Here is a 24,842-nt window from a genome sequence, read left to right as displayed (position 1 = left end):
ATGTGTCTACTCTTCAACTCCCAAATATTTGAGCGGCCCAATCACCTTCACGATCACGTAACCTCTGAGCTCCTAATCTTCCTGAATCCGCAGGCTTCCAAACAGGTTCTGTTGCCGCTCTCTCGAAATCCCATTTCAGATTCTTAACCCTATTTACAAACGCGTGATAAGAAATACCATTCCGATCTGCTAGATCAACCATGACTTTAGGGTAGGTTCTCAAGCACTCGGTAGCTCTCAAGGCATGTTCTCGGCGCTCTTGTTCGGATTCAATAGGTTTTGTAGCTGCCTTTTCCTCAGACCAGCCTAAATTGATACGCGACATGAATGCGGCATACTTAATACCGTTTTGCTCTGCCACATATCGCCACCGGCTACGATCAGTTATCTTTCTTGGCGGGGTAGTCATAGCCCTTTCTTTAGGCCAACCTTGTTCTCTAACTCGACGATCTAACATAGCTGGTGTAATACCTATCTCTTCTGCAGTTGCGTATTCTTCTGGGGTATTGTAGAAATAGTGTGACATCTGTTTTGTCTCCTCCTTGGCGGCGGTATCGATAAGATCCTATAGACCTCACCGATCACGCGCCCGTTATCATCTTTGATAATGTCCCAAGGGATATCTTGAAAGTAAGGATCAACAGCCTGCATAGCATTCAACCTCCAAACGCCGCTTATAACGGTTGCGATAATATTCAACAAGCCCTGCCTTTTTAAGAATTGCATATTTTGTCCGACAAACATGCTCCGTCTTACCAAGCGCAAATGCCAAGGTTCTGATATCGTCAATTTCATAAAACGTACACAGGTACTCCAGATCATCCATAGTGAAGGGCTTGCCGTGATTAAAGTGAAAATCAGGATGAAATTTCATACGTTTAAATCCGTCATACTCAATCCCGTCAATAGCATCCGATCCGGGATGCGAACTTGCGTTTTTTCTCATCGGAATCACCTCAGTCCTTCATATAGAAACTAGTTTCAAAGGCTTCCGCTCGAAGAGGTAAGCCTGGTGCCCAGTCAATAGGTAGACCCATGATCGTTGTGATCTCTTCCATACAGTCATTCTCAATAGGCTCATCGATAATCACTTCATCATGGACGTGCATTCTGGTTTTATAACCGGAAACATCTAAGCGGATCATTGATTCAGCTAGGCAATCTCTAGCAATCGCCTGTACAATGTTCTCGACTAACTTGGGTCCGTAAGTATCAATGCGACCCCAAGTCTTCTTGGTCTGATCCACACCGTCATAAGTGAGTGCAGGCTTTCCAAACTTACCTTCTTTGATTTGAGGATTTACGTAAGCCAAACGGCGACCAGATGGCAATTTGATGAATAAGTAACCCGAGTCATATTTGAACGACAAGCCGAATTGTAACTTAACCAGCGTTCGATCCTCTACAGCCGTCATAGCAGCCCTGTCCACGTCCCACCAAAGTTGAGTAATATGAGGGTTTGCGAATCTCCATGTTTTAACTAGAGGTAGAAGCTCATCTTCTATTAGCCCCATCTTCAAAGCGCCCATAGCTTCCAGCGCCCCGACTCCGCCACCATAACCAAGTGCCAACTCTGCAATCTTACCTTTACTCCGTAAATCCTTTGTGATCTCTTCCAAAGTCAGGTGGAACATCTGAGCCGCCGAAGCTTCGTATATCTTGCCGTGAGAGTTGAACACGTCAAGTCGCCACGTTTCTCCTGCAAGCCAAGCAATGACTCTAGCTTCAATGGCTGAGAAGTCGGAAACGATAAAACGGTTTCCCTCAAGAGGAATAAAGGCTGTACGGATTAACTGAGAGAGAACACCAGGTACACTACTGAATAGTAATTCTATTAATTCGTAATCCCCCGCAAGCAGAAGATTCCGCGCCATTTCCAAATCCTTAAGCTTGTTTTGAGGTAGATTCTGCACTTGTACCAATCTTCCAGCCCATCGGCCTGTCCGGTTAGCTCCATAGAATTGAAGCAATCCCCTAACACGTTGATCGGAACATAGTGCCCGATCCATAGCCTCATATTTTTTAACTGAAGTCTTGGACATTTCTTGTCGCAGCTCTAACATCCGCCGTGCACGATCACCTTTAACTTGCTCTAACAATATAGGAACAGAATCCTTCGTCAGAGCTTCAACCTGAATACCTTCCTCTTCCTCAAGCCATGTCTTAAGCTGTGCGACACTGTTCGGGTTATCTAATCCTGTGAGCTCCTTCGCTTCTTCAAGTCTTCGACGTTGAAAGTCGGCGTCACATTCAATCGCCCGTTCTACAAGTAACGGATCCAGTCGAATACCTGCATCATTGATACGTTGATCCAAAGCCCATAATCGGTGTTCACTCTCTAAGATCGGATGCTTAAGTAGTCGCTTCCTTACATCACGTTCAGCTTCCACGTCTTGACCGCAATAGTTCTTATACTCTTGCCATTTCTCAGGTGCATGGTACGGAAGGTTCCTAGTACGGCCACCATTGACCTTGGTTGGCTTACAAGGGACAGAGAAATATTTAATGAGTGCTTTACCTGCAGCGTCCTTCTGATGATCTACTTTGAGGACCTTAGATACGCCGTCCAGATGACCGGGTAATCCTAAGTTGAGTGCGTGAACTGCTGTGCATCGCCATTGTTCCGGTGGCATCGGTGAACCAAACTGTTTTGCAATACACGTTCGTTCAAAGTTAGCGTTAAAAGCTGTCTTAAGGATTTCCGGATCTTCCAAGGCATCCATAACCTCTTGAGGTATCTCTTCAAAATCTAGTAAATCCACTACTTTAACGGGCTCATCATCAAAGGCATAAGCGAATATTAGGATTTCAAAGTCTGGAGCTTCCACATACGGGTATACGCCTGACTTGAGTAGATCGACACTGCTGTAGGTTTCAATATCAATCTGTAAGACGGTCATATCACTTTCCCGCCGTGTCGCTGAGGACGTGTTGCGTTGTATGCCATCTTTTCATTGATAGCTGCTTCCAGATCAATCCCATATCTTCCGCAAGTAACAAACACTCTGATAACCACGTCTGCTAGTTCTGACGGGATGCCGCACGGTTTCCATTCGGGAGTCACTTGTTTATCCGTTTCAAAAATATTCGTTTCATTTTCTTTCTCGTACCAGTTTTGATTTATAGGCTTTCCATTCCGATAATCCTCCAATGCCTCAGATGCTTCCGAATGAATCAGTGAAATGGTTTCACCGAAACTAGGTTCCTTATCCCACCAACCTTTACTTACTGCATTTGCATGGGCTATTTTGACCAACTCATTGATTTGCATTGTGATTCCTCCTAAAAATTTGATAGAGAAAGGGGCTCCTTGCGGAAACCCCTCTAAGATGTAAGAAATATTAGTTCAAGAAATCATCGTCATCACCAATGTCATCAGTGTCAAAATCCTCACCGGAGAATTCTTCTCCAATGCTTGCACGACCACCACCTAATGGGTCACCATCCTGTATCTTGACTATGTTGTTAAGACCAGCAGCCACACCCCGATTACCCTTCACATCGAACTGATAAAAGTTAACGCTCACTTTCGCGTAGCATCCGCTATACACTTCCGTTGTGTCCGTGATCTCCTGAAACTTCGTCTTACCTTGTCCGTCTTTACCTACAGGCTTCGCAATCCCTGGTTTATTCTTGCTGGAAGCGTTAAAGAAATAATGGTCCGCGTATGCTTCATCATCTGGACGCTCCTCATCTCCATCACGTAGAGGAGTTTTAAACTTAGCAGGAAGCTTACCATTGTTTTTATCCATAGCCTGTTGCTTCAGTACATCAACTGCAGCCTTAATTTTCTGAAGCGTTGCCTTGTCCGACTTTGGGATCAAAATCGAAGTGCTGAATTTCTCTTCCCCACCATCGATTGAAGATGCCTCAAAAATATGTGCATAGGATAGGCGAGCCTTTCCTGTGATTACCTTAGTAGTTGTGTTATCAATTGCCATATTGTTCATTTCTCCTTTTAGTTAAGTAATTTAATGCGGAATAGATAATTCTCCGAGCGAGTCTAACGTTTCTGGCCAGTCACCCTCACCAGCAAAATCTTCGTCAAGACTGTTAAGTTCTGGACGCTTGTCCGTCTCAGGAACATGCACGGGCTTACCTGGTGGTTTCACAATCAGATCACCTAACAGATCACCGAACTGCTTCTTTCCAATCACTTTCTCCAACGCTGTGATTCCAAGTAAAGAACGAGGAGAAATAATATCTAAGTCCCAACCATCAGCGGCAAGTGCGCTCTCAGCTTGATCCTTATCTGTAATGGCTCGATTGCTTCGACCCTCTACCAACTTCCACAAAGGAATTCTATTCCCCGATTTCGCTTGGTCGAAGGCGTAATCTTCTACATCTTTAGCCCATACCTTCAACTGCTGAGCAACATAGAGAATCGATCCAATTTCATCCAGACTAAGCAAAGCAGGCTCTTTAAATTCATAATGGAGAGCTTCCATATTTGCATCAGCTCTAGCCCGACAATTGCCTTTGACTTTGCACCAGCGGCAATGATCACCTGCTTTAAAATCTCCCTCACCTGCAAAGGCTAACTCTGCGGCAGGCTTAACTACTGACTCTGCCCACTCGATCAAATCACCTATTGCCATAGAGTCTGTGCTAACGCTGTCCAATCTCGGTTGAGCAATAGTCATACGGACCTCATTAATCCCATAAAGGTAGTTATAGCCGTGCCATGCGCCAAGCCCGTATAGTCGAATCTGAGGATTGTTGAAAGCACTAACGGGAACGCCCTTACCGTATTTGAGATCAATAACTTCAAGTACACCGTCAGCAATGATCACAACGTCACCTGTACCAAAGCCATCCGGTACCCATTCAGTGAAGTCCAATCGATCCTCCAGCAGCAAGACGGCATCTACACTACGAGCCTTTGCTTCCATGAAGCGTTCAGCTACTAGATCAACATACTCCGCAACTGAGCTTTCCATTTCCAGATCATACAAAGGATTAGCCTTAATCTTCTCTAGAGCCTTTTCTAACTGCTTCCGTTGTTTTGAATTACAGGGAAGTAACTGACGATGCAACATAATTTCAGACAATTCATGCGCCAGTGTGCCCTCATTTGCGTACTCGCTCTGCTTATCTGCTATGCTCTCTTGAATTCTTGCGCTCGGTGGGCAATTGATCCATTGATCCGCTTTGGATGCTCCTAACAGGGCGTGAGCTCTTTCAGCATGTGCTGGTTGCGTCATAACGCTTCAAGCTCAGCTATAAACTCGGTACGGATATCTTCCGGAACATCTGAGACAGATTTCGACTCGAATTTATCAAGCAACGCCTTGATCGCCTTCTTAGCCTCCGGCGTTTTGCCCTTTTCTTGTGCCTTAGCCCGAAGGTCTACAATAGTAGGAATATCTACAGTATCACCTGCAGGTTCTTGGTCTTGTTCCGCTTGAGTGTCTTCCTTCACTGTCTCAGGCTCCTTAACTTCTTCCTTCTTAGGATCAGAGGCTTTACGAGTTTGACGCGTAGGTTTTAAATCTTCCAATGATGCTGTAACTGGTGCAGAGGCTTGTCCTGTAAAGGCAGCGGATAAGGTAGCGAACTCCTGAATAGCTTCTGCGGCGTTATCGCCGTTAATCGTAATTTGTACTGACATATATGAGTCCTCCTATAAATGAATTTAATTAGTGCTCATTGCTTTCAATATCTTTTCTTCATTTTTCAATATCATTTCTACACACGGTTTACACACAAGTTTGTCTGGATAAAGAGGCGTTAAAGAATCACGCACGATGCCACATAAGCAACACCCAGGTGCATACTTACGAAGAATGATCCTATCTCCTTCTACGAATACCTCAACAGGATCTCCATCGGCAATTCCCATCGTCCGACGAAGCTCCTTAGGTATAACCACTCGGCCCAAATCATCGATGCGACGTACAATTCCTGTAGCTTTCATATTGCATTCTCCTCTCGATCAGGTTAAACTGACCTTAACTATATTTTGTTTTACCTAAGCTACTGTTGGCGCAGTGGCTTTTATCCATTTCTTAGCGTTTTCCTCTGTTGCGAACCTCAGTACGACCATACGTTCATCGCGTGTCAGCTCTAGCCAAACTCTTCCGGTTACGTTCATCCTCTTGTCTCACCTCCCTTCAAGGTCTACCCCGTAACGTTCGTACAAGCTAACAAAGCGTTTCAAACTCATTTCTTTGGGTTTGCCATCACGTTGTTTGTGCATGTGTACTTTGTCTGCCTTCACATTTGCTACATCTACCACCCACGTTACAGGCTTATCATTGAGGTATTGGAACGAGTAAATGTTACCTGGCCGAACGATCACCACTATCCCTCCCAGCAGTCACCGCTACCACACCTAATCTGGTCAGTAGACATTTTGAGCTACAACACATTTCATGCCCGTACATCCAAGCAGTTTGACCGAGTATGATCTCAGTCCCACACTCTGTATTAGTGCAGTAGTCGATTACTTCATCAGTAGCTAGATCCAGAACCTTACTCATTGGCTTACACCACCTGTTGAGCAATAATTCCGATCTTCTTCTTCCTTTTTCCAACGATCTAGAGATGAACTACTAAATAGGTAACGTGGACTTTTACTGCCCTCTGCCCCTACGGTCCGGTGCGGAATGCGCTTGGCCTTACACAGATTTCGCAACGTATACTCCGACATCTGCAGATACTCACAAGTTTTAGAAAAAGATAAGGTTTTATCGGAAGAAACTGAAAGTCGTTCCATAATACGTTTCTCAGCATCGGCAACTTGTACTGCCACCATATCAGCAATGGCTTGCTCAATGGCTGTCATGAGACATCAGCTTCAATCCGGTTTTGAATAGCCATTTCCTTCACGATGGCGAAATAGATTTCTGTCAACTTCCCATCCTCAAAAACCACATCCAGCTTACTGACTTTATCAATCTTGGTTTTAGCTAGACCCTCTAGCGCCATCCGCTGACGCTTATTCACTACTCGCTTAGTTAAATCGCACCTTGCCCGATCTTCTAGTCTTTTGTAACTGTCAGTACGAACATCTTGATAGGAACTACCACCACCAAGAGATTGAGCAACTTTATTAAGAAGACCTGTTACCTTCTTACGGCCATCAATCGGATTTAAGGCAAGGATTTCATTTTGATTCTCAACTTGCTGTTTGACTGCATCTACATCATTTTTCAACTTCGATTGCTCTAACTCCATTCGAGCCACTGAATTAAAGATTTGATTGAATAATTGCAATTCCGGCGATAACGCCTGAGTATTGATCTTCACGCTGTAGTAATCATCTACTAGTAATTCGTAAGCTTCCCAAGCTTGATCTGTGTTGAGTGACTTCGCGTGCATCCAAGCTCCCTTTTCAGTCCAGAGATATATGCTAGGGGCAAATTTGAGGTTATCGTCAATTTGACGATTAGCTTTGAATTCCTTTAACTCCTCACCTTGGATCAAGAAGAAATGCTTTTCTGCTGAATAGCGATTTTCATTTCTTTCGAAATTCTTACTGATAATCTTTGTTTCTGTACCGAATGACTCAGCGAGTTGCGCTGTTGTCAGCACACGCTGTTCAGCATGATTGATAACTTGAAATTGACTCATAAGTTTTTCCCTCCCGTTTTTCATCTCAGCAAAGCATCTACCTTCACTCCCAAAGCATCAGCTATTTTAATAAGCGTTTCTGCAGTCGGTCCATGCTCTCTACTTCCTAGGTTATAAATGACCGTCATCGACACTTTACTTTCCTTACTAAGTCGATACAGCGTCCACCCCTTGCTTTCGAGTAGCTTGTCCACGTTACTTTTGATCAGCATCCCCATGTGTTTCGCCTCCTTCTTAAAACAACACTATCACTCAGGTGAGTTACTGTCTAGTTAGGTGTGACTCATATACGTTATAAAATGTCTGGTTTTCTGCATTTAACTCTTTATAACTTGACATATCTAACTCTTATGAGTTACTATTACTCCTATGAGTTATAACTTAAAAGAGAAAGGATTTGTCAAATGAACGTGTACAGTAAAATAGAAGAGTTGATGGCGGAAAAGGGGATCAGTAGATACAAGCTATCAAAGGATACTGGAATCCCCTACTCTACGCTTACACAAATACTAAATGGCAGAACTAAAGACCCTCAAATCAGCGCACTACAGGCAATTGCTGATTATTTCGATAAATCTTTAGACTATATATCGAATAATTCTCTCGGAGCGATAATCAAAAACCGTCTCACTGAGATAGGAATTACAATGGAAGAATTATCGGAGCAAACAAAAATCCCATTGGATAAATTACAAAATATTGATAACCTACAACCTACTCCACTGGACTACGAAAAGGATGGATTATTAGATCGCCTGAGTCGCTACCTAGGCGTTTCGTCCTACGCGATAACATCAGCCTACGCACGCCAAGAACCTCCAGCCTATGATGGTCCACAAGATAAAAGGAGTATTGAAGAGATCTTTGCGAATGAAGATTTCAATGAAGCCACAGAATATGAGAGTCCCAATCAATTAAAGTCCTTTGAAGAAACCTTTGCGAGAGATGATCACAATGAACCATCCCAAATACCCGAATGGGCCACTTCAAAAGACGCTAGAGATTTTAAGCATATGCTTGAGGAAGACACACCTGTAATGTTTGACGGCGTGCCTATTGAAGGGGAAGCTAAGCAGCGTGTTATGGACGTTCTTACAGGGTTATTCTGGGAAGCTAAAGAACTGAACAAGAAAACCTATGGTAGAAAGAAAAACAAGAAGGGCCCCACAGATAACTCCAACGGGTAGGTGAGACAACTTGGATGATACTATTACAAAGCTTGTTCGGAAATTTAGAACAAATGATCCGTTTCAAATATCCGAGGGAATGAATATTTTGATCCGATTCACAAGTTTTGGAGATGGGACACGGGGTCTATACTATAGAACATTAAGACGAAGATTCATTGTTATTGATGAAAATCTCGACGATCATTGGCAACGATTTGTATGTGCTCACGAGCTCGCCCATGACAGACTCCACCCAGGATTTAACCGCTTCTGGCTGGATGAGCATTCTTTCTTTAACGTGGGGAAGTTTGAATGTCAGGCTAATCGGTTCGCACTGAAACTCCTTACACACACCACTGATCCTGAGATTGGGGAGAGTAAAGAAACTTACCTGCTTCGCTGCTCCATACCTCGGGAGTTACATAAGTTTTACTTATAACCTATGCGCTTCCACCGCTGCAAGGCGGTTTACTATATATAAAAATAGAACATGTGTTTGTAAGGAGGAAGAAGAATGGCAAGTGGGAGCATAGAAAAAAGAGGTTCAAACAGTTGGCGACTCATTGTTGAGGCCGGAGATTCTGGTGTGCGCGATAAACAAACAAAGACAATTAAGATTGATGACAAAGCACTATTGCGAACAACCAAAAAGCTACAAGAATACCTAGATGATCAACTGCACGAATTTAAGAAGGAGATAGAATCGGGTGAATATATCAAGCCTCAGAAGATGACTCTGGATCATTTTTTTGAAAACGAATGGAAGCCGAAATATGCGGCCAATACTGATAACCTATCCCCTTTATCCTACAAAACTTATCAGACCTACTACGCGTCACACCTCAAGGATAAACTAGGGCATAAAGAGTTAGGCGTCATAAAGACAATCCATCTAGTTACCTTTTTTACGGATCTCGCCAAACCAGAAGCCCGTAAAGATGGCAAGGACAAGCCGCTGTCGTCTGGCACCATCCAGTATATTTATCGGATACTGAAAAACATCTTGCAAAGAGCAACCGAATGGCAGTTTATCAAAGCCAATCCGATAATTGGAGTTAAACGACCTAAAGTTGTACAGACAGAGAGTGCGTACTACGACGAGGACGAAGCAAAAGTGATTATTGCTGCCCTATATGATGAACCACGAAAATGGAGGTTATTTATCCTAGGTGCCATGATCGGTGGCTTTCGTCGTGGTGAGCTAGTTGGGCTAGAGTGGAAAGACATTGACTTAATTAACGGCACAATAGATGTAGTTAATAGCATATCCTTAACTGAGAAGGGTAAGGCGATTGAGAAGGGTCCAAAAAACAAGAGCTCAAAACGGACAGTCACTCTCCCGGACTGGTACATGGATGAGTTAAGAATTTATCGTAAAGAATGGGTAAAGGAAATGTGGGAGGTAAAGGAAATGAAGGTCTGGAAAGGTGAAGAACGTGAGTATGTCTTTCACGGGGGATTCGGGAATCCCTATTATCACTCATATCCTTACAGATGGTGGAGCCGATTCACAGAAAGACGTGGTCTAAAAAAGATACGGTTCCATGACCTGAGGCATAGCTGCGCCACGCTGCTCATTGAAGCTGGAGCATCCATGAAGGCAATCCAAAAGCAACTGGGTCATGCTAGAGAGCAAACCACGTCTGATATTTATGCTCACGTCACAAAAAAACTCAGCCGTGATACTGCTGAAAAGTTCAATAAATTCTCCCCGCAAAACCTCCAGCTTAACACCTCAAGTAATCCCTCCGCAAAATAAAATTCTTGGGGACAAGTTGGGGACGGATTGGGGACGAGATTCACTTTCCCACCCTATTTATCACTAATTCTCATTCGAGGTTACATTCCAAGAATCCACTTATACCAAGGTTTTTCAAGGTTCACTAGGTCTCTCTAGGTCAATAATTTCACTTTGACAGGGTAGGGGTCACTGGTTCGAATCCAGTACAGATCATTACTGAAAACCCTTGTGTAGCAGGGGTTTTTCTTATTTCCAGAAGTATATCTATTAGATGCTTTCAATGGATTGGGGGAGGATTGGGGGAGGAAACAAAAAAGCTCAAGCAAAATTCTAGAGCTTTTTTTGTTATCTTATTTTTTTACCTATCTCAACCCCCTTTTCAATGGCGGCCGAAAAAAATAAATAAGCCATCACTTAAATTACTCCATTATTAATATCCAATATCATTCTGTGGAATCCCTGAAAATTCGAAGAAGGAAATATCCATAGAATGGGCATTTCCTTCTTAATTTATATTATTTTTTGTAACGCTACTTCTAAAGAATATAATTCTAATCTTAGTTTAATTTCCTTCAAATATTAGGAATCGTTTTTATTTTTGGATATATTTTTACATTCTTTTTCTTTCATTTCAAGTTCTTGTTCTCTCTCTTCGATTATAATCCTCATCCCTTTAGCCATAAGTTTTATGAACTGCCTCTCGTATGGTTCTCGCTTTATCATTCCGCTTGCATCTCCTTAATTCACATTTATTCCTTAATGTACATTGATACAACTCAGTGAGTTTAATTCAGTACTTTCCAACCGGCTGTTCTCTCAACCATTTTTCAAGGAATTCTCTAGTCTCTCTAACGGGGAAATACCATTTAGTCCCCACTTTATGTTTAATAAATCTCGGATCAAAAAAGAATGTATTTTGAATTGTATTCCAACTCATACAGGTCCGTTTCATTAGCTCTTTACTATCCCAAAATACATATTCCGCATCTACTTCCTTAATCAATGTATTGATTCTCTCTCGGCACATCTTCAAGACTTCTTCCTGATCGATATCAACAGTTACTAATTTCCCCAAGAATATCCCCTCCATTAATCTTGTTTTTAATAGTAACTAGTAACCCTATTACTATCTCTTATGTTCACAGTATATACCAAACGTATGTTCTTGTTAATTGAAATATATTATGGTTTAATGTGATTAACGAAAACGTTGGAAAGTGGTGCTGATTTATGAGAGTCCGAGAACCAATATCTGCAATGGATCAAAGACTAGTCAAAAAGTATTTGTTGTTGCCTCTTATCCTTACGGCGTTCGAGCGTGACAATAAGATTATGGGTTCAGATCTATTTAAGACACCCATTTACAGTGAGGTGATTGAGAAGGCCATGATGGACGTCACGTTAGAGCTATCGGGAGTGCGTAAAGAATTTCTAAAACGTGGAATCAAGGTATATGAAGAACATCGGTATGTAGATGGAGTACACGCATATTTTAAGTGTCGAGGGCTAACCGGGGAAATGTCAATGAGGTGGGAATTTGTAACTGCTGAAGTATCTGTGTTAATGAGGAAATACCTGGGCTTGATATAAGTATGTATCAAAAAAAGGATTTACCGGAACATATGAGGGAACCTATAAATATTTTGTGAAAATATGGATATATATTCCTAGTTCTGATAGACTAGTAATGCCATTTATTATCAGATATTGGGGGAATTGAAATGAAAATGAAAATTGGATTGCTACTCGCATCTATCATGTTGTTGCTATCAGCATGCGCTTCTAATGACTCTACCAAATTAAAGAAATTGGAATCCGAGATTAGTGCCTTGAAGCAAGAGAACGAGCAGTTGAAAGGGGAACAAGCATCACTTAGCACAGCTGCAAAAGATTCGGACTCACTAGCAGTGTCTGAGGATGTTAAAGAAGTCAAACAAGAGGATCTAACGCCACAGGTCATTACACTCATGAAAGGTCAGCCTTATTCAATCGAGGATTTCGCTGAGGTCATTGTGTCAAAGACACAGTTTTCCAAAAAAATTGAACCTTCTAGCCCTGGATCATACTATACTTATTACGAGTCGAAGGAAGCTGATTCAACCTATTTGGCAATAACTTTAAAAATAAAGAATCTTGCCGATTCGGGTAAAACAGCTGATACATTAGCTGATATTAAATTTAAATATGATGGCAAATATGAATATACGACCTTCACAATTCTCGAAGAAGGTAGCGGTGAAGACTTCACGTATGCCAATATATCAAGTATCCAACCATTAAAAACTGGAACGTTGCTATATTTAGCAGAAGTCCCTAAGGAAATAGAAACTGATGAGAAACCGTTAAGTGCAGAAATCAAAATAAATGGGGAAGCCTATGAGTACAAAATCCGTTAAAAAGGAACTACATATAGCAGCAGCAAGCAATCAGAGAGTAAAGCTTCTTCAGTATAATCCCCTAAGTTATTAAGTTTCAGTCTAATAGTTGATATTCTCCTTCGTTCTGGAGGAGTTGTCCCACAACTGGGGAGAGTTCGAATTTTATCATCTAAACAGACATTACCCCGCAGACGTAATGTCTGTCGGGGTAATCATAACTCAACGTTATTCTATTGGAAATTGTATAGCTGGACCAATCCAATCAAAGGAATCAAGTATTTTTTGATACGCTTCTGTTAATACGTTCAATGTATCAAGACTAACCTCTAGTTCTCCATACTTTCCATTATCCATAGTATACCCCAGTTTATTATCATTCAAGGTACTCGAAATCAGCATTCCGGTACTAGAGCGTATAATATTGTTACGGAGAGGTTTTAATTTAATCTTTACTCCTTCCCTCCCTATCCTTCTAATACGATCCTCCTTATGAGCTTCAGAATTCCTTAACTTAGATACATTGGGATACTTCGATATTAACTCCTTGATTATTACAGGAATCTCTGAAGGGATATCTTCAACTTTGGCTAGCACTCTCAATAGTTTGAATATTGCATCCACGCTATACAAAAAGGATTTTGCAAATACAAACTCAACTGAGTGTTGATATGTTGTTGGTATTTCACCCCGAGCCCATTTTTCTCTTTTGAGAATAAGATCAACATCTATGCCTTGTGGATTCTCTGACAGAATTTCATTTATCCGAGTCTTTTCTCTTTTTAATGTAACGGAAAGGGATTCATAGGGCTTGCTTCTCTCCATCTCAAAGTAACTTAAAGAAATAGCCGTCGCAACTAATTCGCTTTCAATGTTATTTAGTATCATCTGATTTTCAGCAGCCCATTCAATACCGTAATCCAAATTTAATCCAGGATACCTGAAATTAATAATATGCATTTTCATACTCCTCCTAACCTCCCCATAACTATCATCAGAAACAGAGCAATACTCCTAATCCTGACTATCATATAATTATAGTTATATTGTAATATTATGTAAACAATTTCATTTTTCCCAGAAAATACATCTCTACCCAAACAAAAAAATAACCCCACCAACCGAAGTCAGCAGAGCTATTCGTACACATCAATAAAAATGGGTTATCTTTATATTAGAAGATGAACCTTAAAGGGAGATTATATTGGGGTTAGAAATAGATAAAGACCACATTGGTGTTATACTAGTTAAATATCCAATTTATTAATTCAGACCATTAAGTAACCTTACTCAGTGAACGACATGAACCCAAAAGCGTTCCATAGTGCATCAAAAATTGGGGTCAGTTGTTCTTTCAGGTCAGTCCGCGTTTCGATAATAACTTCTGGGAAAATAAGCCTATCTTCGTCAAGCGGTGGAGGAGAGTCAAACCTCTCCCGGTTGATCTCAAATACGTAACCTTGGACACCGTACATAGACACAATAACATAAAAGGGCTCTTGCATGCCCATCATCTCATAGTTCATAACATTCTGATTCACGAACTTAAAAATATTCTTAGGAACACCCTGTGATGAGATTCGGCAATCTCTTGTTAACCTACTCGAGGCGCCTTCAATAATCCCGTTACGAAAGACCTGAGTCAGCGAGAGTTCTTCTTTCCCATCTGCTTCTGAGTAAATACCATGGAAGTTAATTTGAGGATTCCAACCTGCACTGGCCATTGGAGTTAGACGGAGACTGGAGAATAGAGAGAGGTCTAGTGCAAACCGATTTTCAAAACAGGACACTGGTAAGAGGTGGACAAGGGTAAAAGGCTTTGAACCAAATTTTAATGAATGGTGCAGTACTCTTTCCTCTCTAAATTGACGCACCTTATTAGCGAAATCCCCGCTTTCAGCGAAAATCTGCCGTAACTCGAAGACATCTAACGGGAACTTCCCATTCGACTTTCTTGAATAGAACTTGGCCGAACCTTTGATTCGATGAGGGCGAACCCAACTACGTCCTACCCGAAACAAAAAGACATAGCATCCCTCACTGACTTGAAAAACCTTGGTGTCTATATGGGGGAGCTTGGGCTCTACTCCATTCTGGAGGATATTCATGAACTTCAGTAATTCCTTATCAGTGTCCGTCGTCGCGATCCCTGGTAGACTCACCGTACCATCTTCGGGTGCATCGATTCCAAGAAAGAAATCCCCACCAAAGGTATTTGCAAAGGATGTGATGGCTGCACAGAAAGAGTCCGCATGCGGCATCTCTCCTTTAAATTCATGGTGTTGATCCTCTTTCATATTGAATTGTGCAAATTGCTGAAGATCGTCAAGGCTAACGTTATCTAATCGCTTAGAGTATGTAGACAATTTATTAAACCTCCAAATCAGATTTATATTTTCCTGTGTCTCCGATTACTCGAGACAATTTTATAAATATCATTCTATTTAAACCTGTATCATTTCGATAATGAGCCTTAAAAGGAGATTATATTGAGGTTGAAAATAAATAAACCCTCTGGCATCACAGCTTCAGGGATTCGTTTCTCTTGTAATATATTATAAGCTTATGTACTTTTACTTTGTCTGCTTTTACTCTACTGTCACAATGTACAAATTATAGTCCCCATCTTCACGTTGTTCACTTCCGGAAATCGCAACTTTCCCCATTTCCTCCGAATTCACATCTTTAGGTTCATCAACCTTCTTGTAGAATTTTTGATCCAAATACACGTAAATAGCCATCGCTTATCTTCCTCCTCAAAAAAATACTTTGATATGTTATTCAGGTATATAATAACATAAAACGATTAAATTATTACGATTTTCCATATTAACCCCAGCTCTTAATAAGAGCAAAGTATTACATAAACTATAGGAGCCTTCCGCGACACTAATCGGAAGGCTCCTATTAAATTTACTCTTTAGTTGTGCCGGCACGCTTATTAAACGCCAATTCAAAAAGACCGGTAGCACTCACTCCAGCAAGTCCTCCAGCCCACAATCTCTCTGCAATAGCTAGCTCAGTGAATGGATAAAATGCGGCACCAATAATGAGCCCAATCACCAAACCGATCAGCGGCAATATATTTTTAGGAACATTAACCATTCTCTTTACTAATTCAACCCCTGCCAACACAAAAACGGCCAACACCGAAGCGAAGACCAACACATCAACTAAGTTTTGATTTTCCATATTACTTATTTCCCTCCTTATTTAAGTTAATAAGCTGAATAACTCCCGAATCGTAGAGACCTAGATTATAATTCATCTGAATGGCTAACAAATCAGCGTGACTTTTATCAGTTGTCTTTGTGATCGCTCCAGCTCTCTTAGCTGCTGATAAAGATTTATGAGCCCATTCGGGTGGCGCTTGATTACCTGTGATATTAACACGCTTCTCTAATGAAACCATACGCTTCTCCTGTGCTTCAATCGCTTCACCTTGTAATTGAATCTTCGTTTCCAATTCTTTGATATTAGCCATATCTGAATCATCCTCCAGTGCTTTAATTTTCTTGATCACTTCATCCATTTGTGCCTGAGTGGGGCGTATGCCTTTTAATAATTGCTTACTTACGCTCAATCCGAACGCCATTTGAATATGAGGGCGATCTTTAAAGTTGATCCAATCCCCACCCCACTCAAAACCTAATAATTTCGCCTGTGTCACAACTTCCAACCAATCTGATATTCCGTTACTGTTACTGTCTGCTGTCAGGTCATAGCCATTTCTGGTTAAGACAAAATCACCGGCTAAACCGTAGTTATGCATCGAATAGCCAGGCTTTGCATTAGAAACTATCTTTTCGCCTTTAGCTTTACTTGCCTTTGTACGTCCTTGATCATAGATAGACTGTTGCTGAGCTGATGAACGATAACCGGACGTGATACGAATCTCTACGCCCTTTGCATAACATCGTTCAACAAGCTTTTCCAACCCTAGTTTCACAGCTGGAATAAGCTTGTCCGTTATCTCTGCAGCAGACTTCTTTTTTAAATCTTCAAGTGTGGCCACTTTATAGCCCCCCTAATTTAACTGCAGTCACTATAGCAGCCATCACGATACCTATTACTGATCCACCAATTGTGCGCCAAAGCCACTTTTGATCAGCTTCAATCTCATCAAGTCGATGGTGTGCTGATTTTGCTGAACTCAATGCTTCCTGTGCGATATCTTTAGCATTCAATTGGGCATCCAGTTTGGTCTCAACACGTGTCAGACGTTGTAATATTTCTGTAGTTTCATCCATACAACTTCCCCCTTTTCTATCTAAATACAAATAGCCCCCATAGTTATGAGGACATAAAGGTAAAATCTCCTTATTTGTCGAATGGTTATACCATCTGACTCAAGGAGGTTTAATATTGCGTGCTTACCATATTGATAGAAATAATTCTTTAAAAGAAAATGACACCATCAATCTATCACAAATTAATACCTATCCTTTTTTCCTGAAAGAAATAATGGAACGCAGATATCCCGATGGTCTTTCTCAACATGGTGACAAGTACTACGCTCAGCAAGCTAATAAAGATACGTTGCAAGACGTATTAACCGAGAATATTTATGAATATGAACGAAGGTTGTATTTTTCTCATCTTCCATCTCGTTTACAGTCTGTTTTCGCTTCTGAAACAATAGAAGATGCACTCTTTTGGAAATCGAGAATCGTTCAAAAAGAGTGTACAATCTGGGAGATAGAGTTTCACCACAACCAATATATTAAACTTGATGCTGCATGGCTTGGAGTTAATAAAGATGAACTGTCGTTTTTAGTTGCTGCGTATCATGCTGAAAAATACTGGAGAACGAAGGAGCATCGAACTTGTCCAAACCTACTTCAACGTAATTTTAAACAAGGTGTGCCAGGAAAAGTATTATTAACCGACATCACGTATTTAACGTACAAAAACGGCAAGCGTGCCTATTTGTCGACCATTAAAGATGCCGAGACAAATGAAATTTTGGCTTATGAAGTGTCGGATAGAATCACATTAGATATCGCACTCAATCCATAAACTGAAACAAAAGCATCATCATTTAACCAAAGATGCCTTTATTCATTCGGATCAAGGCGTGCACTACACGAGCCCGCAATTTCAAAAGCTAGTTAAGAAAATGAAGTTAGGTCAATCTATGTCACGACGAGGAAACTGTTGGGATAATGCCCCACAAGAATCCTTCTTTGGGCATTTTAAAGATGAGACGGATATCTAAAATTGTGAAACGTTAGAGCAGGTCAAACAAGAAGTTAAAGATTATATGATTTATTACAACCATTATCGTGGCCAGTGGAATTTAAAAAAGCTGCCGCCTGCAAAATACAGACAGCAGCTTCAACAAGTTGCCTAACCTTTTTATAATTGTCCTTTACAATGGGTACATTTTAAAAAGTGTTTCTGAGTAACTATCCTTTATATTTATTATTCGGGTTCTCTATTAGCCTATTCTTCTAATTCCTCAACTTCCTCCTCTTCAAGCATCGCTCTTTTACTTTCCTCCCACTCTGCTCTCAAATCTTCTTGATCTCTCCATTCAGCTTCCTCCTCTTCAAACCTCTCTCTTTTACTTTCCTCCCATTCTGCTATCAAGTCTGCCTTCAAGTCTTCTTGATTTCTCCATTCAGCTTCCTCCTCTTCAAACCTCTCTCTTTCACTTTCCTCCCACTCTGCTATCAAGTCTGCTTGATAATCCCATTCAGCATACATTTCTATCAATTGAGCTTCCCAGTCTGCTCTCAATTCTTCCCTATAGGTTTCGACATTTTGATCATTATCTAATACTAAATCCATAGCAGTAAAAAAATTGCCTAATTCATTCATACGTTTCTTTAAATTTACAAGATCAATTCTTTGTTGCCTTGTAAATACAGGTTCCAGTTGCCTGTTAAGTGGATATCTAAAATTGATAGAACCACCATCTTTGCTTTGAAATTGTGCCACATAACTTTTTACAGCTCCCATCATATTGCTGAGACTTTCATTTTTCCCTAACAACATTGGCTCTATTTCATCCCAAACAGACTGTAAATTATGGCTAAATCTTTTTAATTTAGTCCTTTTGACTTCAATAGTTTCGTTTGAATAATCATAATATAATGCTTTTAAAGATAATTCCAAAAATTGTCTATAATTGAACACAATAGGAAACTGGTGATAACCTAAAATATACATGTCTTTTGATTCTACTACAAAATCCACTGCTATATCACTTACCTCTTTATAACCTTTGAGATAGCTGTAAAAGCTTGCTTCATCCCGATCTTGATGGGCAAAGTCTTGGTAATCGTTAGTTTCTTTAAATAATTTTTCTCCATTTTTAGGATACTCATTTACAGCCCTTTCTCCAAACACATCTTTATCTAACTCTTCCATTTATTATAACCGCCCTCGTTGTCTTATTGTGAATCTTATACATCTGGGATCGGGAGTAGTACGACATTTTCTCCCTAAAATTATGTCCTCCAGTTTATTTTTAGCAAATTATGGTATTTTCCTCTTCAATTCTAACATTTTCATATTACGATGTATGTGAAATTTTGTATTCATCACTTTCTTTCGATTATCACTTAAGAAGGTTTGTTCCGTCATAAACACAATTATAGATAATAGTGGTAGATTCTTAATCAATTTATTAGTAGAATGAACTTGCATAAAATCACAACCCTCATGTGGAATAATAGAAGAGACAAAGGGGAAATTACAGCATGAAGATTTTCGGATTCAGAAGTAAAAAGAAGTGGAAAATGTTTTTAGCAAGTATCACTTATGCTTTTATTCTCATGGTTATTGTCATCGCAATCATTGATCCTTCAAGTGAAAAGACAGCTACACCAGATGAAGCAACACCTGCTGTAACAACTGAACCAGTTGTGTCTACTGAAGCAAAGGTTGACTGGAAGAGTAGCGTTGCTACAATCGCTAAATCCGATAAAACGGAAACAGAAAAATTTGATGAAGTAAACGTTCTTGCTAAAAGCTACGTCCCTAACGAAGGTGAAATCAAAGAGTTCGAAGACTATATAGTCAAGGAATTTAATGATGGAACATATTTGAGTGATATTAAAAATCATGAGTATATGTTGACCAATATTTTCAAAGCAAATATAGTTGAGCAACATTACGATGACTCAGAAAATAATCCTATAGTTAAGTTTGCGTATGACTTCTGGCAAAATACTAAATACACCTATAGAGGTGCAGATACAGTGGACAGCGATGCAGTGAAGTCAAATGAATCACAGATGACGAAGTCATTAGCAAAAATTAAATAAACATTCGAGTTGCAAGTGCGTGGCATCATCCCACGTTTAAAACCGTTCAACTCTGACTCAAAACTATGCAGGAAATAACAGATAACAGAGAAGAAGACCTACCAAAGCCTATTACAGGTCTGGTAGGTCTTCTTAGCTTACGATTGGGGAAAATCAAGACGCCCTTCTTAAAAATAATATCTAGAAATATTCCTACTTATTAACCGATATATGTTAGTCGTTCAAGAAGTCACTGCTAATCTTCGGAAAAGAATAATCATAGCAGATATCTTCCTTCTTGCTTTAAATTTTGGCAACATTTTTGGCAACAAATTAGAAATAACAATAGAAAGTAGTTAGGTAATACAAGGAACAAAAATCCGCTACCCCTTGATATACAGGCATTCCTAGATATACCTACACACTAGGAGATACAACCTATTTATCTTGACAGGGTAGGGGTCACTGGTTCGAATCCAGTACAGATCATCATTGAGAACCCTTGTGTATCAAGGGTTTTTCTTATTTCAGCAGCCCATGATCACTACGAAATTACGCTATGATACGAATTTGATACGAATCACCTTTAAGATACGAAAAAGCAGCGGTTTATATTCCGCTGCTTTCTTTATTGGTAGAAACGTCGATATGTGTTCCTTCAAGCCAGTTCCTGAAGACAAGTTTACTGAGGTATTAGGGCAAAAGAAAAAGCACCGGTTAGGATGCTTAATTCTTCGCTTTATTTGATCTAAACTCTAGATACTGAGCCACTACTTTCTCACCTGTAGTATTATGTTTTTTAGCTATACTCCACCAGCCTTTTTGTAAATGTGGAAGCGCCTCATCAAAAGGAAGCTTTCCATATTTATCTTCGAGTGCAAGACACTGTTGAATAATATCGTTCATCTCATCACCTCCCTTACATCATAATTCGATATTTGGAAGAAATACCCTCTTTGTTCAATATAAATGAGACTGGCAGCTGGTGCTCTTATAGGTGGGGTACTTACCGGAGGCATTGGACTTCTGGCAGGTGCGGCTATTGGTGGGCGTAAAAAAGATAATTCGCTAGCAGTTGTTTCCTTCACAGACGGTCCATTCGAGAGCATTATCTATTTCAGATGCGAACAGAAAGAATATCAAAAGCTTGTAGCATTATTATAATTGTTCATCCTGAAATTAGAAGGTTTGATACTTTGGATATGATCAAGTTTATGAAAAAGATGTTTAAGTGATAGGCGGTAATTTATGCGGATATCAGAAAAAAGTATCTAGGGTAATAGATATGTCTCATTAGAACACGAAAAGATCCTGTAGGCGCTATGCCAGCAGGGTCTTTTCGTTGTCTTCAGCAAATCAAGCAACTTAAGTAATGATTCCAAATACTTCATGCACTCTGTCTAAAGCTAGGTTTGTATTATAGAAAAATCCGGGTTACACGAAGCCTGATGCTATGACTGGACTGTTCTTTCAATTGTATTCTTTTTAGTCAATATGCCCATGAATCCAGCAATAATGAAAAGAACACCAGAAAGTATGTAGAACATTGAAATGCTTATGAATCCTGCGATGCCACTAATTAGCATCAGCCATCCAGATAACCTCGGCTTGCTTTTAGCAAATGCAGATCCAACTATACCTAAAATACTAAATAATAATGCCGATACCGCCAGCGCGCCTATTTGGGATGTGCCACTATCAGACAGAGCAGCGTCCACACCACCAATAAACATTGCAATTATTGAAGCAATAATCCCAAAAATACCAGCAATCAAACCCATTGCAAACATCTTTTCACCCTCTATTCGCCATAATCCAACATAAATCCTTTTATTTTCCCAAAAAGGGTTAAAATAAAGGACTACTCTATTTTAAAAATAGCCCCCCACCAACCGAAGTCAACAGAGCTGGATAAAAGAGGAGTACCTCCTTCTCTGTCGAAATTTATAGCAACAATTAAAAATAGATATACGACGGAGGATCACATGAAAACAAAAGTTTTGATAGGGTCTCTTATTTTATTATTTGTTATTTCTTTGTCAAATGTCTCAGTTTCAAGCGCTCAAACATTAACCCCTCAGGATATCTTAAAAAAGAAATATCCCAATGAGATAGTTACAATTATTAAGACGATGGACGTTAACTCAGACAATAAGAAAGAATCATTTATTTTAACAGACTCAGGGAATTTTTATTTGATTAACGCTAAGGGGTCTATTGTCTTGATCAATACAGGATTTATAATTGATGGAGCCTATTACGATGAGGTAAATATACAAATTTACTCTGTAAGTAGCAAAGAAAAACATATAGCCATCACAGGTTCCTTTTCACCCTCAAATACCCAGCTATATGTTTATCGACTTCAAGATGGGACATTAAAACAGGTTCTAAAGTTAATGGGCGATCTTGATGTTCAAATTGATAAAAAGGGTAGAATACATCAGCTTTGGAGGGACTATTATCCAGAGGGCGGCTGGGAAATAGCCGAGGGTATATTTACATGGAATACAAAAATAAATAAATAAATAAATATAAAGGAACAGGGAAGTATGTTTTACAGTAAATTTAAAATCCAGAGGATCAGAGGTACCACCAAGATTCTACGTTGGATGTAGATTTTTTAAAAAGTAACGATTAGATAATACATTAAAAGAGACCACTTGGCATTAGCCTTTGTGGTCTCTTTTATCGTATGTGGTTATTTAAGAATACATATTAGTTTAGAAGCAAAATGCACTGGTAATGATAACCAACAAAATGAACAGAACTAAAATTGCCCCTACGCTTCCACCGCCGTATCCACCAACAACTCCACTCATCGTAATTCCTCCTTTCCAATCGGGTACACGTTAATGTATGCGAAAACATAAAATTGGGATTGGGTTTAATGGCAAGAAAGATTCGGGCTTCATGATACGTTATTTTTTGCTCAGGAAACAGCCTGATAATTTACATATTGCTAGGATTGCACCATGGCTGGATGATGGTTATAGCTTTCATCCTTCTATCTATCCTCTTAAATAAATTTCTATTCAATCAACTTTTCTTGTAGTAAAATATTAGGAAATATATTACTTTGGGGAGATACAGGAATGAATGATATTGGATTGATCATTTTGATATTGCTCTACTATGGATTTGCTATTTGGGTCGTTAGAGATATCTCAAAAAGAAACTTAGGTCCAGCTGCAAATTTGATTGTGTTTATTTTTGTGTTTTTTGTACCTCTTTTCGGTGTGTTGGTGTACCTCTATTTCCGATCCTCATCCACTCCAAATCAATTCCGACGTTAAAATAGTGTCATTTGTGGTTACCGCTGTGTTCATACTTGAAATTCACCGTTGTTGTCACCATACGTCCCCTTACTGAGCAATAGAAAAAGCGCCTCAACCGGCGCTCCTAGAGATTAGATAGATTTGTTATATGTATAACGTAACATGGCTCTTATATGATATTGCTACGCATGTTGTTGATATTGGTTTTTGTCCCAAGTGGACATCCACTATCAGCCGCTAGAAAGACGCCAAAGGTAAAAGTAACCTTCGTGAGTGCAACATTAGTCCAAAAATAACAGCGTGGGGGATGAATGGTGGTGGGGAGGGTTTGTTAATGGAAAGGAATTATCCGATGGTTCAAGCGTAACAATTAAAGTAGACTCTAATGGATCTATCAAGTTACGTGTAGAGGCTCAGGAACAAGATAAGTATCCTGACGATGGAGCTATAAATGTAACTGTAAAATTGTCATCTTTCAAATCTTCCATCACTAAGAATATGACTGTTATTGTTCACACAATGCTATTAGCCTACTAAGGTATTCGCATTTAAGAAGCAATAAACTGGATTATTCCAACACTGAATAAGAAAATTATAAATCCCAAAATAACCCACAAGACTGTTCTCCCACAGCCTCTCCCTTGATTCGAATTACTCTCCAACACATGAATACGGTTTTCAAGTTCTCGTATTCGTTCCTCTTGATCCGACATTTGCACATCTCCAATCATATGTTTCATTTCTATATCCTTTTTCTATCTAGATTTCAATAAAAATAAACTTAAAAACTCCTAGAACTTTTTTATTCTCAAGGCCATCAGGAACATTAAAAATCGAAAAAATTATGAAGTTATCCCGGCCGGTAACCGAGTTCAACAGAGGTCTTCCAATTAAGCTTGTAATTCCTTCAACAAATTCACTTCCACCTGATCCCATCATTTTTTTCATTGCACTCTCAACAAAATCCTCTTTAGTTGGATTCGTTACTGCCAGCGTCACTAACAATAAAATGATTAGAAGAAACCCCTTATTTTTAGGGCTCCTTCGAGTATTTACGTTTTGTTGTTGGTCATAGATTGGATTAATTATGTTTCCCTCCCAATAAAAATATTCTATCTAAAATTTCCACAAGTCACGAATTTCATATACGAATAAAAACACAAAGATACCCTACCCATAACTAAGTAGAGTGCTTAAATTCGATATCAGGTAAATCTAAATATAAATGATTTGTAACATTTTGTAAATCAACTATGCATCACTGAACGTGCTCAGATACTACATTTAAAGAGACCATATTGACGTTATGCCTCTGTGGTTTTTTTGAAGAAGAACAAAAAAAAGACCCTGAAAGCACAATGTCATTAAGTTAATTTCAAAGACAAGAGCGAAAATAAAAATGGAATCTGAAACGGCATGGGGAAAAGTCCTGTGCCGTTTGTTTTTTGTGC

Annotated in this window: 38 protein-coding genes and 2 pseudogenes; 12 read left to right on the top strand and 28 right to left on the bottom strand. The window is 39.8% G+C overall.

The window, feature by feature from the left end:
* Positions 1–13: 13 nt before the first annotated feature.
* From J2T13_RS17790 to J2T13_RS17725, 14 genes are all read right to left on the bottom strand, one after another.
* Complete coding sequence (locus J2T13_RS17790) at positions 14–526, bottom strand: hypothetical protein (RefSeq protein WP_429373665.1); 513 nt, start codon at positions 524–526, stop codon at positions 14–16.
* A 111-nt stretch (positions 527–637) separates the two neighbouring features.
* On the bottom strand, positions 638–946 hold the full coding sequence (locus tag J2T13_RS17785; RefSeq protein ID WP_429373663.1) for a DNA-entry nuclease: 309 nt from the start codon (positions 944–946) through the stop codon (positions 638–640).
* Between the two features lie 10 nt (positions 947–956).
* A complete protein-coding gene (locus tag J2T13_RS17780; RefSeq protein ID WP_429373661.1) occupies positions 957–2,900 on the bottom strand; it encodes a DNA polymerase in 1,944 nt (647 codons plus the stop codon).
* A complete protein-coding gene (locus tag J2T13_RS17775) occupies positions 2,897–3,271 on the bottom strand; it encodes a hypothetical protein (protein ID WP_429373659.1) in 375 nt (124 codons plus the stop codon). The genes J2T13_RS17780 and J2T13_RS17775 overlap by 4 nt, the downstream gene beginning before the upstream one ends.
* Positions 3,272–3,341: 70 nt before the next feature.
* On the bottom strand, positions 3,342–3,941 hold the full coding sequence (locus tag J2T13_RS17770; protein WP_429373657.1) for a DUF2815 family protein: 600 nt from the start codon (positions 3,939–3,941) through the stop codon (positions 3,342–3,344).
* 30 nt (positions 3,942–3,971) lie between these two features.
* Positions 3,972–5,204 carry a DUF2800 domain-containing protein gene (locus tag J2T13_RS17765; protein WP_429373655.1) on the bottom strand — a complete coding sequence of 411 codons (1,233 nt, stop codon included), beginning with the start codon at positions 5,202–5,204 and terminating at the stop codon, positions 3,972–3,974.
* A complete protein-coding gene (locus J2T13_RS17760; protein ID WP_429373653.1) occupies positions 5,201–5,611 on the bottom strand; it encodes a hypothetical protein in 411 nt (136 codons plus the stop codon). The genes J2T13_RS17765 and J2T13_RS17760 overlap by 4 nt, the downstream gene beginning before the upstream one ends.
* Before the next feature lie 24 nt (positions 5,612–5,635).
* Entirely contained in the window at positions 5,636–5,917 is a 282-nt protein-coding gene (locus J2T13_RS17755; RefSeq protein ID WP_429373651.1) for an AbrB/MazE/SpoVT family DNA-binding domain-containing protein, read from the bottom strand.
* Positions 5,918–5,971: 54 nt separating this feature from the next.
* Positions 5,972–6,094, bottom strand: a complete 123-nt coding sequence (locus J2T13_RS17750; protein WP_429373649.1) for a hypothetical protein — start codon at positions 6,092–6,094, stop codon at positions 5,972–5,974.
* Between the two features lie 9 nt (positions 6,095–6,103).
* Positions 6,104–6,301, bottom strand: a complete 198-nt coding sequence (locus J2T13_RS17745; RefSeq protein WP_429373647.1) for a hypothetical protein — start codon at positions 6,299–6,301, stop codon at positions 6,104–6,106.
* Positions 6,282–6,482, bottom strand: coding sequence for a hypothetical protein (locus tag J2T13_RS17740; protein WP_429373645.1), 201 nt, complete (start codon positions 6,480–6,482; stop codon positions 6,282–6,284). Before J2T13_RS17740 ends, J2T13_RS17745 begins: the two co-directional genes overlap by 20 nt.
* The gene (locus J2T13_RS17735; protein WP_429373644.1) at positions 6,479–6,787 is read right to left on the bottom strand and encodes a helix-turn-helix domain-containing protein; all 309 of its coding nucleotides are present in this window, start codon (positions 6,785–6,787) and stop codon (positions 6,479–6,481) included. The genes J2T13_RS17740 and J2T13_RS17735 overlap by 4 nt, the downstream gene beginning before the upstream one ends.
* Positions 6,784–7,575: an ORF6N domain-containing protein gene (locus J2T13_RS17730; RefSeq protein ID WP_429373643.1), complete on the bottom strand. Its 792-nt coding sequence runs from the start codon at positions 7,573–7,575 to the stop codon at positions 6,784–6,786. Before J2T13_RS17730 ends, J2T13_RS17735 begins: the two co-directional genes overlap by 4 nt.
* A gap of 20 nt (positions 7,576–7,595) precedes the next feature.
* A complete protein-coding gene (locus J2T13_RS17725; RefSeq protein ID WP_429373641.1) occupies positions 7,596–7,793 on the bottom strand; it encodes a helix-turn-helix transcriptional regulator in 198 nt (65 codons plus the stop codon).
* A 186-nt stretch (positions 7,794–7,979) separates the two neighbouring features.
* On the opposite strand from J2T13_RS17725, the gene J2T13_RS17720 reads away from it, so the two are divergent.
* The 3 genes from J2T13_RS17720 (at position 7,980) to J2T13_RS17710 (ending at position 10,503) form a co-directional block, all read left to right on the top strand.
* Positions 7,980–8,762, top strand: a complete 783-nt coding sequence (locus J2T13_RS17720) for a helix-turn-helix domain-containing protein (protein ID WP_429373639.1) — start codon at positions 7,980–7,982, stop codon at positions 8,760–8,762.
* Between the two features lie 10 nt (positions 8,763–8,772).
* Positions 8,773–9,183, top strand: a complete 411-nt coding sequence (locus J2T13_RS17715) for an ImmA/IrrE family metallo-endopeptidase (protein ID WP_429373637.1) — start codon at positions 8,773–8,775, stop codon at positions 9,181–9,183.
* A 75-nt stretch (positions 9,184–9,258) separates the two neighbouring features.
* Positions 9,259–10,503 (top strand): tyrosine-type recombinase/integrase, encoded by a 1,245-nt coding sequence (locus J2T13_RS17710; protein WP_429373635.1) that lies wholly within the window; start codon positions 9,259–9,261, stop codon positions 10,501–10,503.
* A 561-nt stretch (positions 10,504–11,064) separates the two neighbouring features.
* Here J2T13_RS17710 and J2T13_RS17705 read toward each other — a convergent pair.
* A complete protein-coding gene (locus tag J2T13_RS17705) occupies positions 11,065–11,208 on the bottom strand; it encodes a hypothetical protein (protein WP_429373633.1) in 144 nt (47 codons plus the stop codon).
* A 67-nt stretch (positions 11,209–11,275) separates the two neighbouring features.
* Complete coding sequence (locus tag J2T13_RS17700; RefSeq protein WP_429373779.1) at positions 11,276–11,512, bottom strand: group-specific protein; 237 nt, start codon at positions 11,510–11,512, stop codon at positions 11,276–11,278.
* Positions 11,513–11,715: 203 nt separating this feature from the next.
* Here J2T13_RS17700 and J2T13_RS17695 point away from each other — a divergent pair, with 203 nt between their 5' ends.
* Both J2T13_RS17695 and J2T13_RS17690 read left to right on the top strand, forming a co-directional pair.
* Positions 11,716–12,075 carry a hypothetical protein gene (locus J2T13_RS17695; RefSeq protein WP_429373631.1) on the top strand — a complete coding sequence of 120 codons (360 nt, stop codon included), beginning with the start codon at positions 11,716–11,718 and terminating at the stop codon, positions 12,073–12,075.
* A gap of 131 nt (positions 12,076–12,206) precedes the next feature.
* Entirely contained in the window at positions 12,207–12,881 is a 675-nt protein-coding gene (locus tag J2T13_RS17690) for a bZIP transcription factor (protein ID WP_429373629.1), read from the top strand.
* A 207-nt stretch (positions 12,882–13,088) separates the two neighbouring features.
* On the opposite strand, the gene J2T13_RS17685 is transcribed toward J2T13_RS17690, so the two are convergent.
* From J2T13_RS17685 to J2T13_RS17660, 6 genes are all read right to left on the bottom strand, one after another.
* On the bottom strand, positions 13,089–13,820 hold the full coding sequence (locus J2T13_RS17685) for a hypothetical protein (RefSeq protein WP_429373627.1): 732 nt from the start codon (positions 13,818–13,820) through the stop codon (positions 13,089–13,091).
* Between the two features lie 326 nt (positions 13,821–14,146).
* A complete protein-coding gene (locus J2T13_RS17680) occupies positions 14,147–15,226 on the bottom strand; it encodes an AlbA family DNA-binding domain-containing protein (RefSeq protein WP_429373625.1) in 1,080 nt (359 codons plus the stop codon).
* Positions 15,227–15,448: 222 nt separating this feature from the next.
* On the bottom strand, positions 15,449–15,601 hold the full coding sequence (locus J2T13_RS17675; RefSeq protein WP_429373623.1) for a hypothetical protein: 153 nt from the start codon (positions 15,599–15,601) through the stop codon (positions 15,449–15,451).
* A 172-nt stretch (positions 15,602–15,773) separates the two neighbouring features.
* Positions 15,774–16,052, bottom strand: coding sequence for a holin (locus J2T13_RS17670; RefSeq protein WP_429373621.1), 279 nt, complete (start codon positions 16,050–16,052; stop codon positions 15,774–15,776).
* A 1-nt stretch (position 16,053) separates the two neighbouring features.
* A complete protein-coding gene (locus J2T13_RS17665) occupies positions 16,054–16,875 on the bottom strand; it encodes a M15 family metallopeptidase (protein ID WP_429373619.1) in 822 nt (273 codons plus the stop codon).
* 1 nt (position 16,876) lies between these two features.
* Positions 16,877–17,110 (bottom strand): hemolysin XhlA family protein, encoded by a 234-nt coding sequence (locus tag J2T13_RS17660; protein WP_429373617.1) that lies wholly within the window; start codon positions 17,108–17,110, stop codon positions 16,877–16,879.
* Between the two features lie 214 nt (positions 17,111–17,324).
* On the opposite strand from J2T13_RS17660, the pseudogene J2T13_RS17655 reads away from it, so the two are divergent.
* Both J2T13_RS17655 and J2T13_RS17650 read left to right on the top strand, forming a co-directional pair.
* Positions 17,325–17,657, top strand: a pseudogene (locus J2T13_RS17655) (DUF2441 domain-containing protein); the annotation flags it as partial.
* A gap of 12 nt (positions 17,658–17,669) precedes the next feature.
* A pseudogene (locus J2T13_RS17650) lies at positions 17,670–18,213 on the top strand (IS3 family transposase); the annotation flags it as partial.
* A gap of 92 nt (positions 18,214–18,305) precedes the next feature.
* On the opposite strand, the gene J2T13_RS17645 reads toward J2T13_RS17650, so the two are convergent.
* Positions 18,306–19,235 carry a hypothetical protein gene (locus J2T13_RS17645; RefSeq protein ID WP_429373615.1) on the bottom strand — a complete coding sequence of 310 codons (930 nt, stop codon included), beginning with the start codon at positions 19,233–19,235 and terminating at the stop codon, positions 18,306–18,308.
* 332 nt (positions 19,236–19,567) lie between these two features.
* On the opposite strand from J2T13_RS17645, the gene J2T13_RS17640 reads away from it, so the two are divergent.
* Positions 19,568–20,134 carry a hypothetical protein gene (locus tag J2T13_RS17640; protein WP_429373613.1) on the top strand — a complete coding sequence of 189 codons (567 nt, stop codon included), beginning with the start codon at positions 19,568–19,570 and terminating at the stop codon, positions 20,132–20,134.
* Between the two features lie 705 nt (positions 20,135–20,839).
* On the opposite strand, the gene J2T13_RS17635 is transcribed toward J2T13_RS17640, so the two are convergent.
* Positions 20,840–21,019, bottom strand: a complete 180-nt coding sequence (locus tag J2T13_RS17635; protein WP_429373612.1) for a hypothetical protein — start codon at positions 21,017–21,019, stop codon at positions 20,840–20,842.
* Positions 21,020–21,082: 63 nt separating this feature from the next.
* Here J2T13_RS17635 and J2T13_RS17630 point away from each other — a divergent pair, with 63 nt between their 5' ends.
* Positions 21,083–21,277 carry a hypothetical protein gene (locus J2T13_RS17630; protein ID WP_429373610.1) on the top strand — a complete coding sequence of 65 codons (195 nt, stop codon included), beginning with the start codon at positions 21,083–21,085 and terminating at the stop codon, positions 21,275–21,277.
* Between the two features lie 287 nt (positions 21,278–21,564).
* On the opposite strand, the gene J2T13_RS17625 is transcribed toward J2T13_RS17630, so the two are convergent.
* Positions 21,565–21,903, bottom strand: a complete 339-nt coding sequence (locus tag J2T13_RS17625) for a DUF4064 domain-containing protein (RefSeq protein WP_429373608.1) — start codon at positions 21,901–21,903, stop codon at positions 21,565–21,567.
* A gap of 195 nt (positions 21,904–22,098) precedes the next feature.
* Here J2T13_RS17625 and J2T13_RS17620 point away from each other — a divergent pair, with 195 nt between their 5' ends.
* The gene (locus J2T13_RS17620; protein WP_429373606.1) at positions 22,099–22,641 is read left to right on the top strand and encodes a hypothetical protein; all 543 of its coding nucleotides are present in this window, start codon (positions 22,099–22,101) and stop codon (positions 22,639–22,641) included.
* A 195-nt stretch (positions 22,642–22,836) separates the two neighbouring features.
* On the opposite strand, the gene J2T13_RS17615 is transcribed toward J2T13_RS17620, so the two are convergent.
* On the bottom strand, positions 22,837–22,935 hold the full coding sequence (locus tag J2T13_RS17615; RefSeq protein ID WP_429373604.1) for a YjcZ family sporulation protein: 99 nt from the start codon (positions 22,933–22,935) through the stop codon (positions 22,837–22,839).
* A gap of 37 nt (positions 22,936–22,972) precedes the next feature.
* Here J2T13_RS17615 and J2T13_RS17610 point away from each other — a divergent pair, with 37 nt between their 5' ends.
* Both J2T13_RS17610 and J2T13_RS17605 read left to right on the top strand, forming a co-directional pair.
* Positions 22,973–23,140, top strand: coding sequence for a hypothetical protein (locus J2T13_RS17610; protein ID WP_429373602.1), 168 nt, complete (start codon positions 22,973–22,975; stop codon positions 23,138–23,140).
* Between the two features lie 551 nt (positions 23,141–23,691).
* Positions 23,692–23,928 (top strand): hypothetical protein, encoded by a 237-nt coding sequence (locus J2T13_RS17605; protein ID WP_429373600.1) that lies wholly within the window; start codon positions 23,692–23,694, stop codon positions 23,926–23,928.
* Positions 23,929–23,939: 11 nt separating this feature from the next.
* Here J2T13_RS17605 and J2T13_RS17600 read toward each other — a convergent pair whose 3' ends face one another.
* Positions 23,940–24,131 (bottom strand): hypothetical protein, encoded by a 192-nt coding sequence (locus J2T13_RS17600; protein WP_429373598.1) that lies wholly within the window; start codon positions 24,129–24,131, stop codon positions 23,940–23,942.
* A 19-nt stretch (positions 24,132–24,150) separates the two neighbouring features.
* Positions 24,151–24,390: a hypothetical protein gene (locus J2T13_RS17595; protein WP_429373596.1), complete on the bottom strand. Its 240-nt coding sequence runs from the start codon at positions 24,388–24,390 to the stop codon at positions 24,151–24,153.
* Positions 24,391–24,842 lie beyond the last annotated feature (452 nt).

It is taken from the genome of Paenibacillus sp. DS2015 (assembly GCF_050433705.1).
In the GTDB taxonomy this organism is placed as follows: domain Bacteria; phylum Bacillota; class Bacilli; order Paenibacillales; family Paenibacillaceae; genus Paenibacillus_AQ.
The sequence above is the reverse complement of the archived record's forward strand: the minus strand, read 5'-3'. Positions and strand labels throughout refer to the sequence as shown.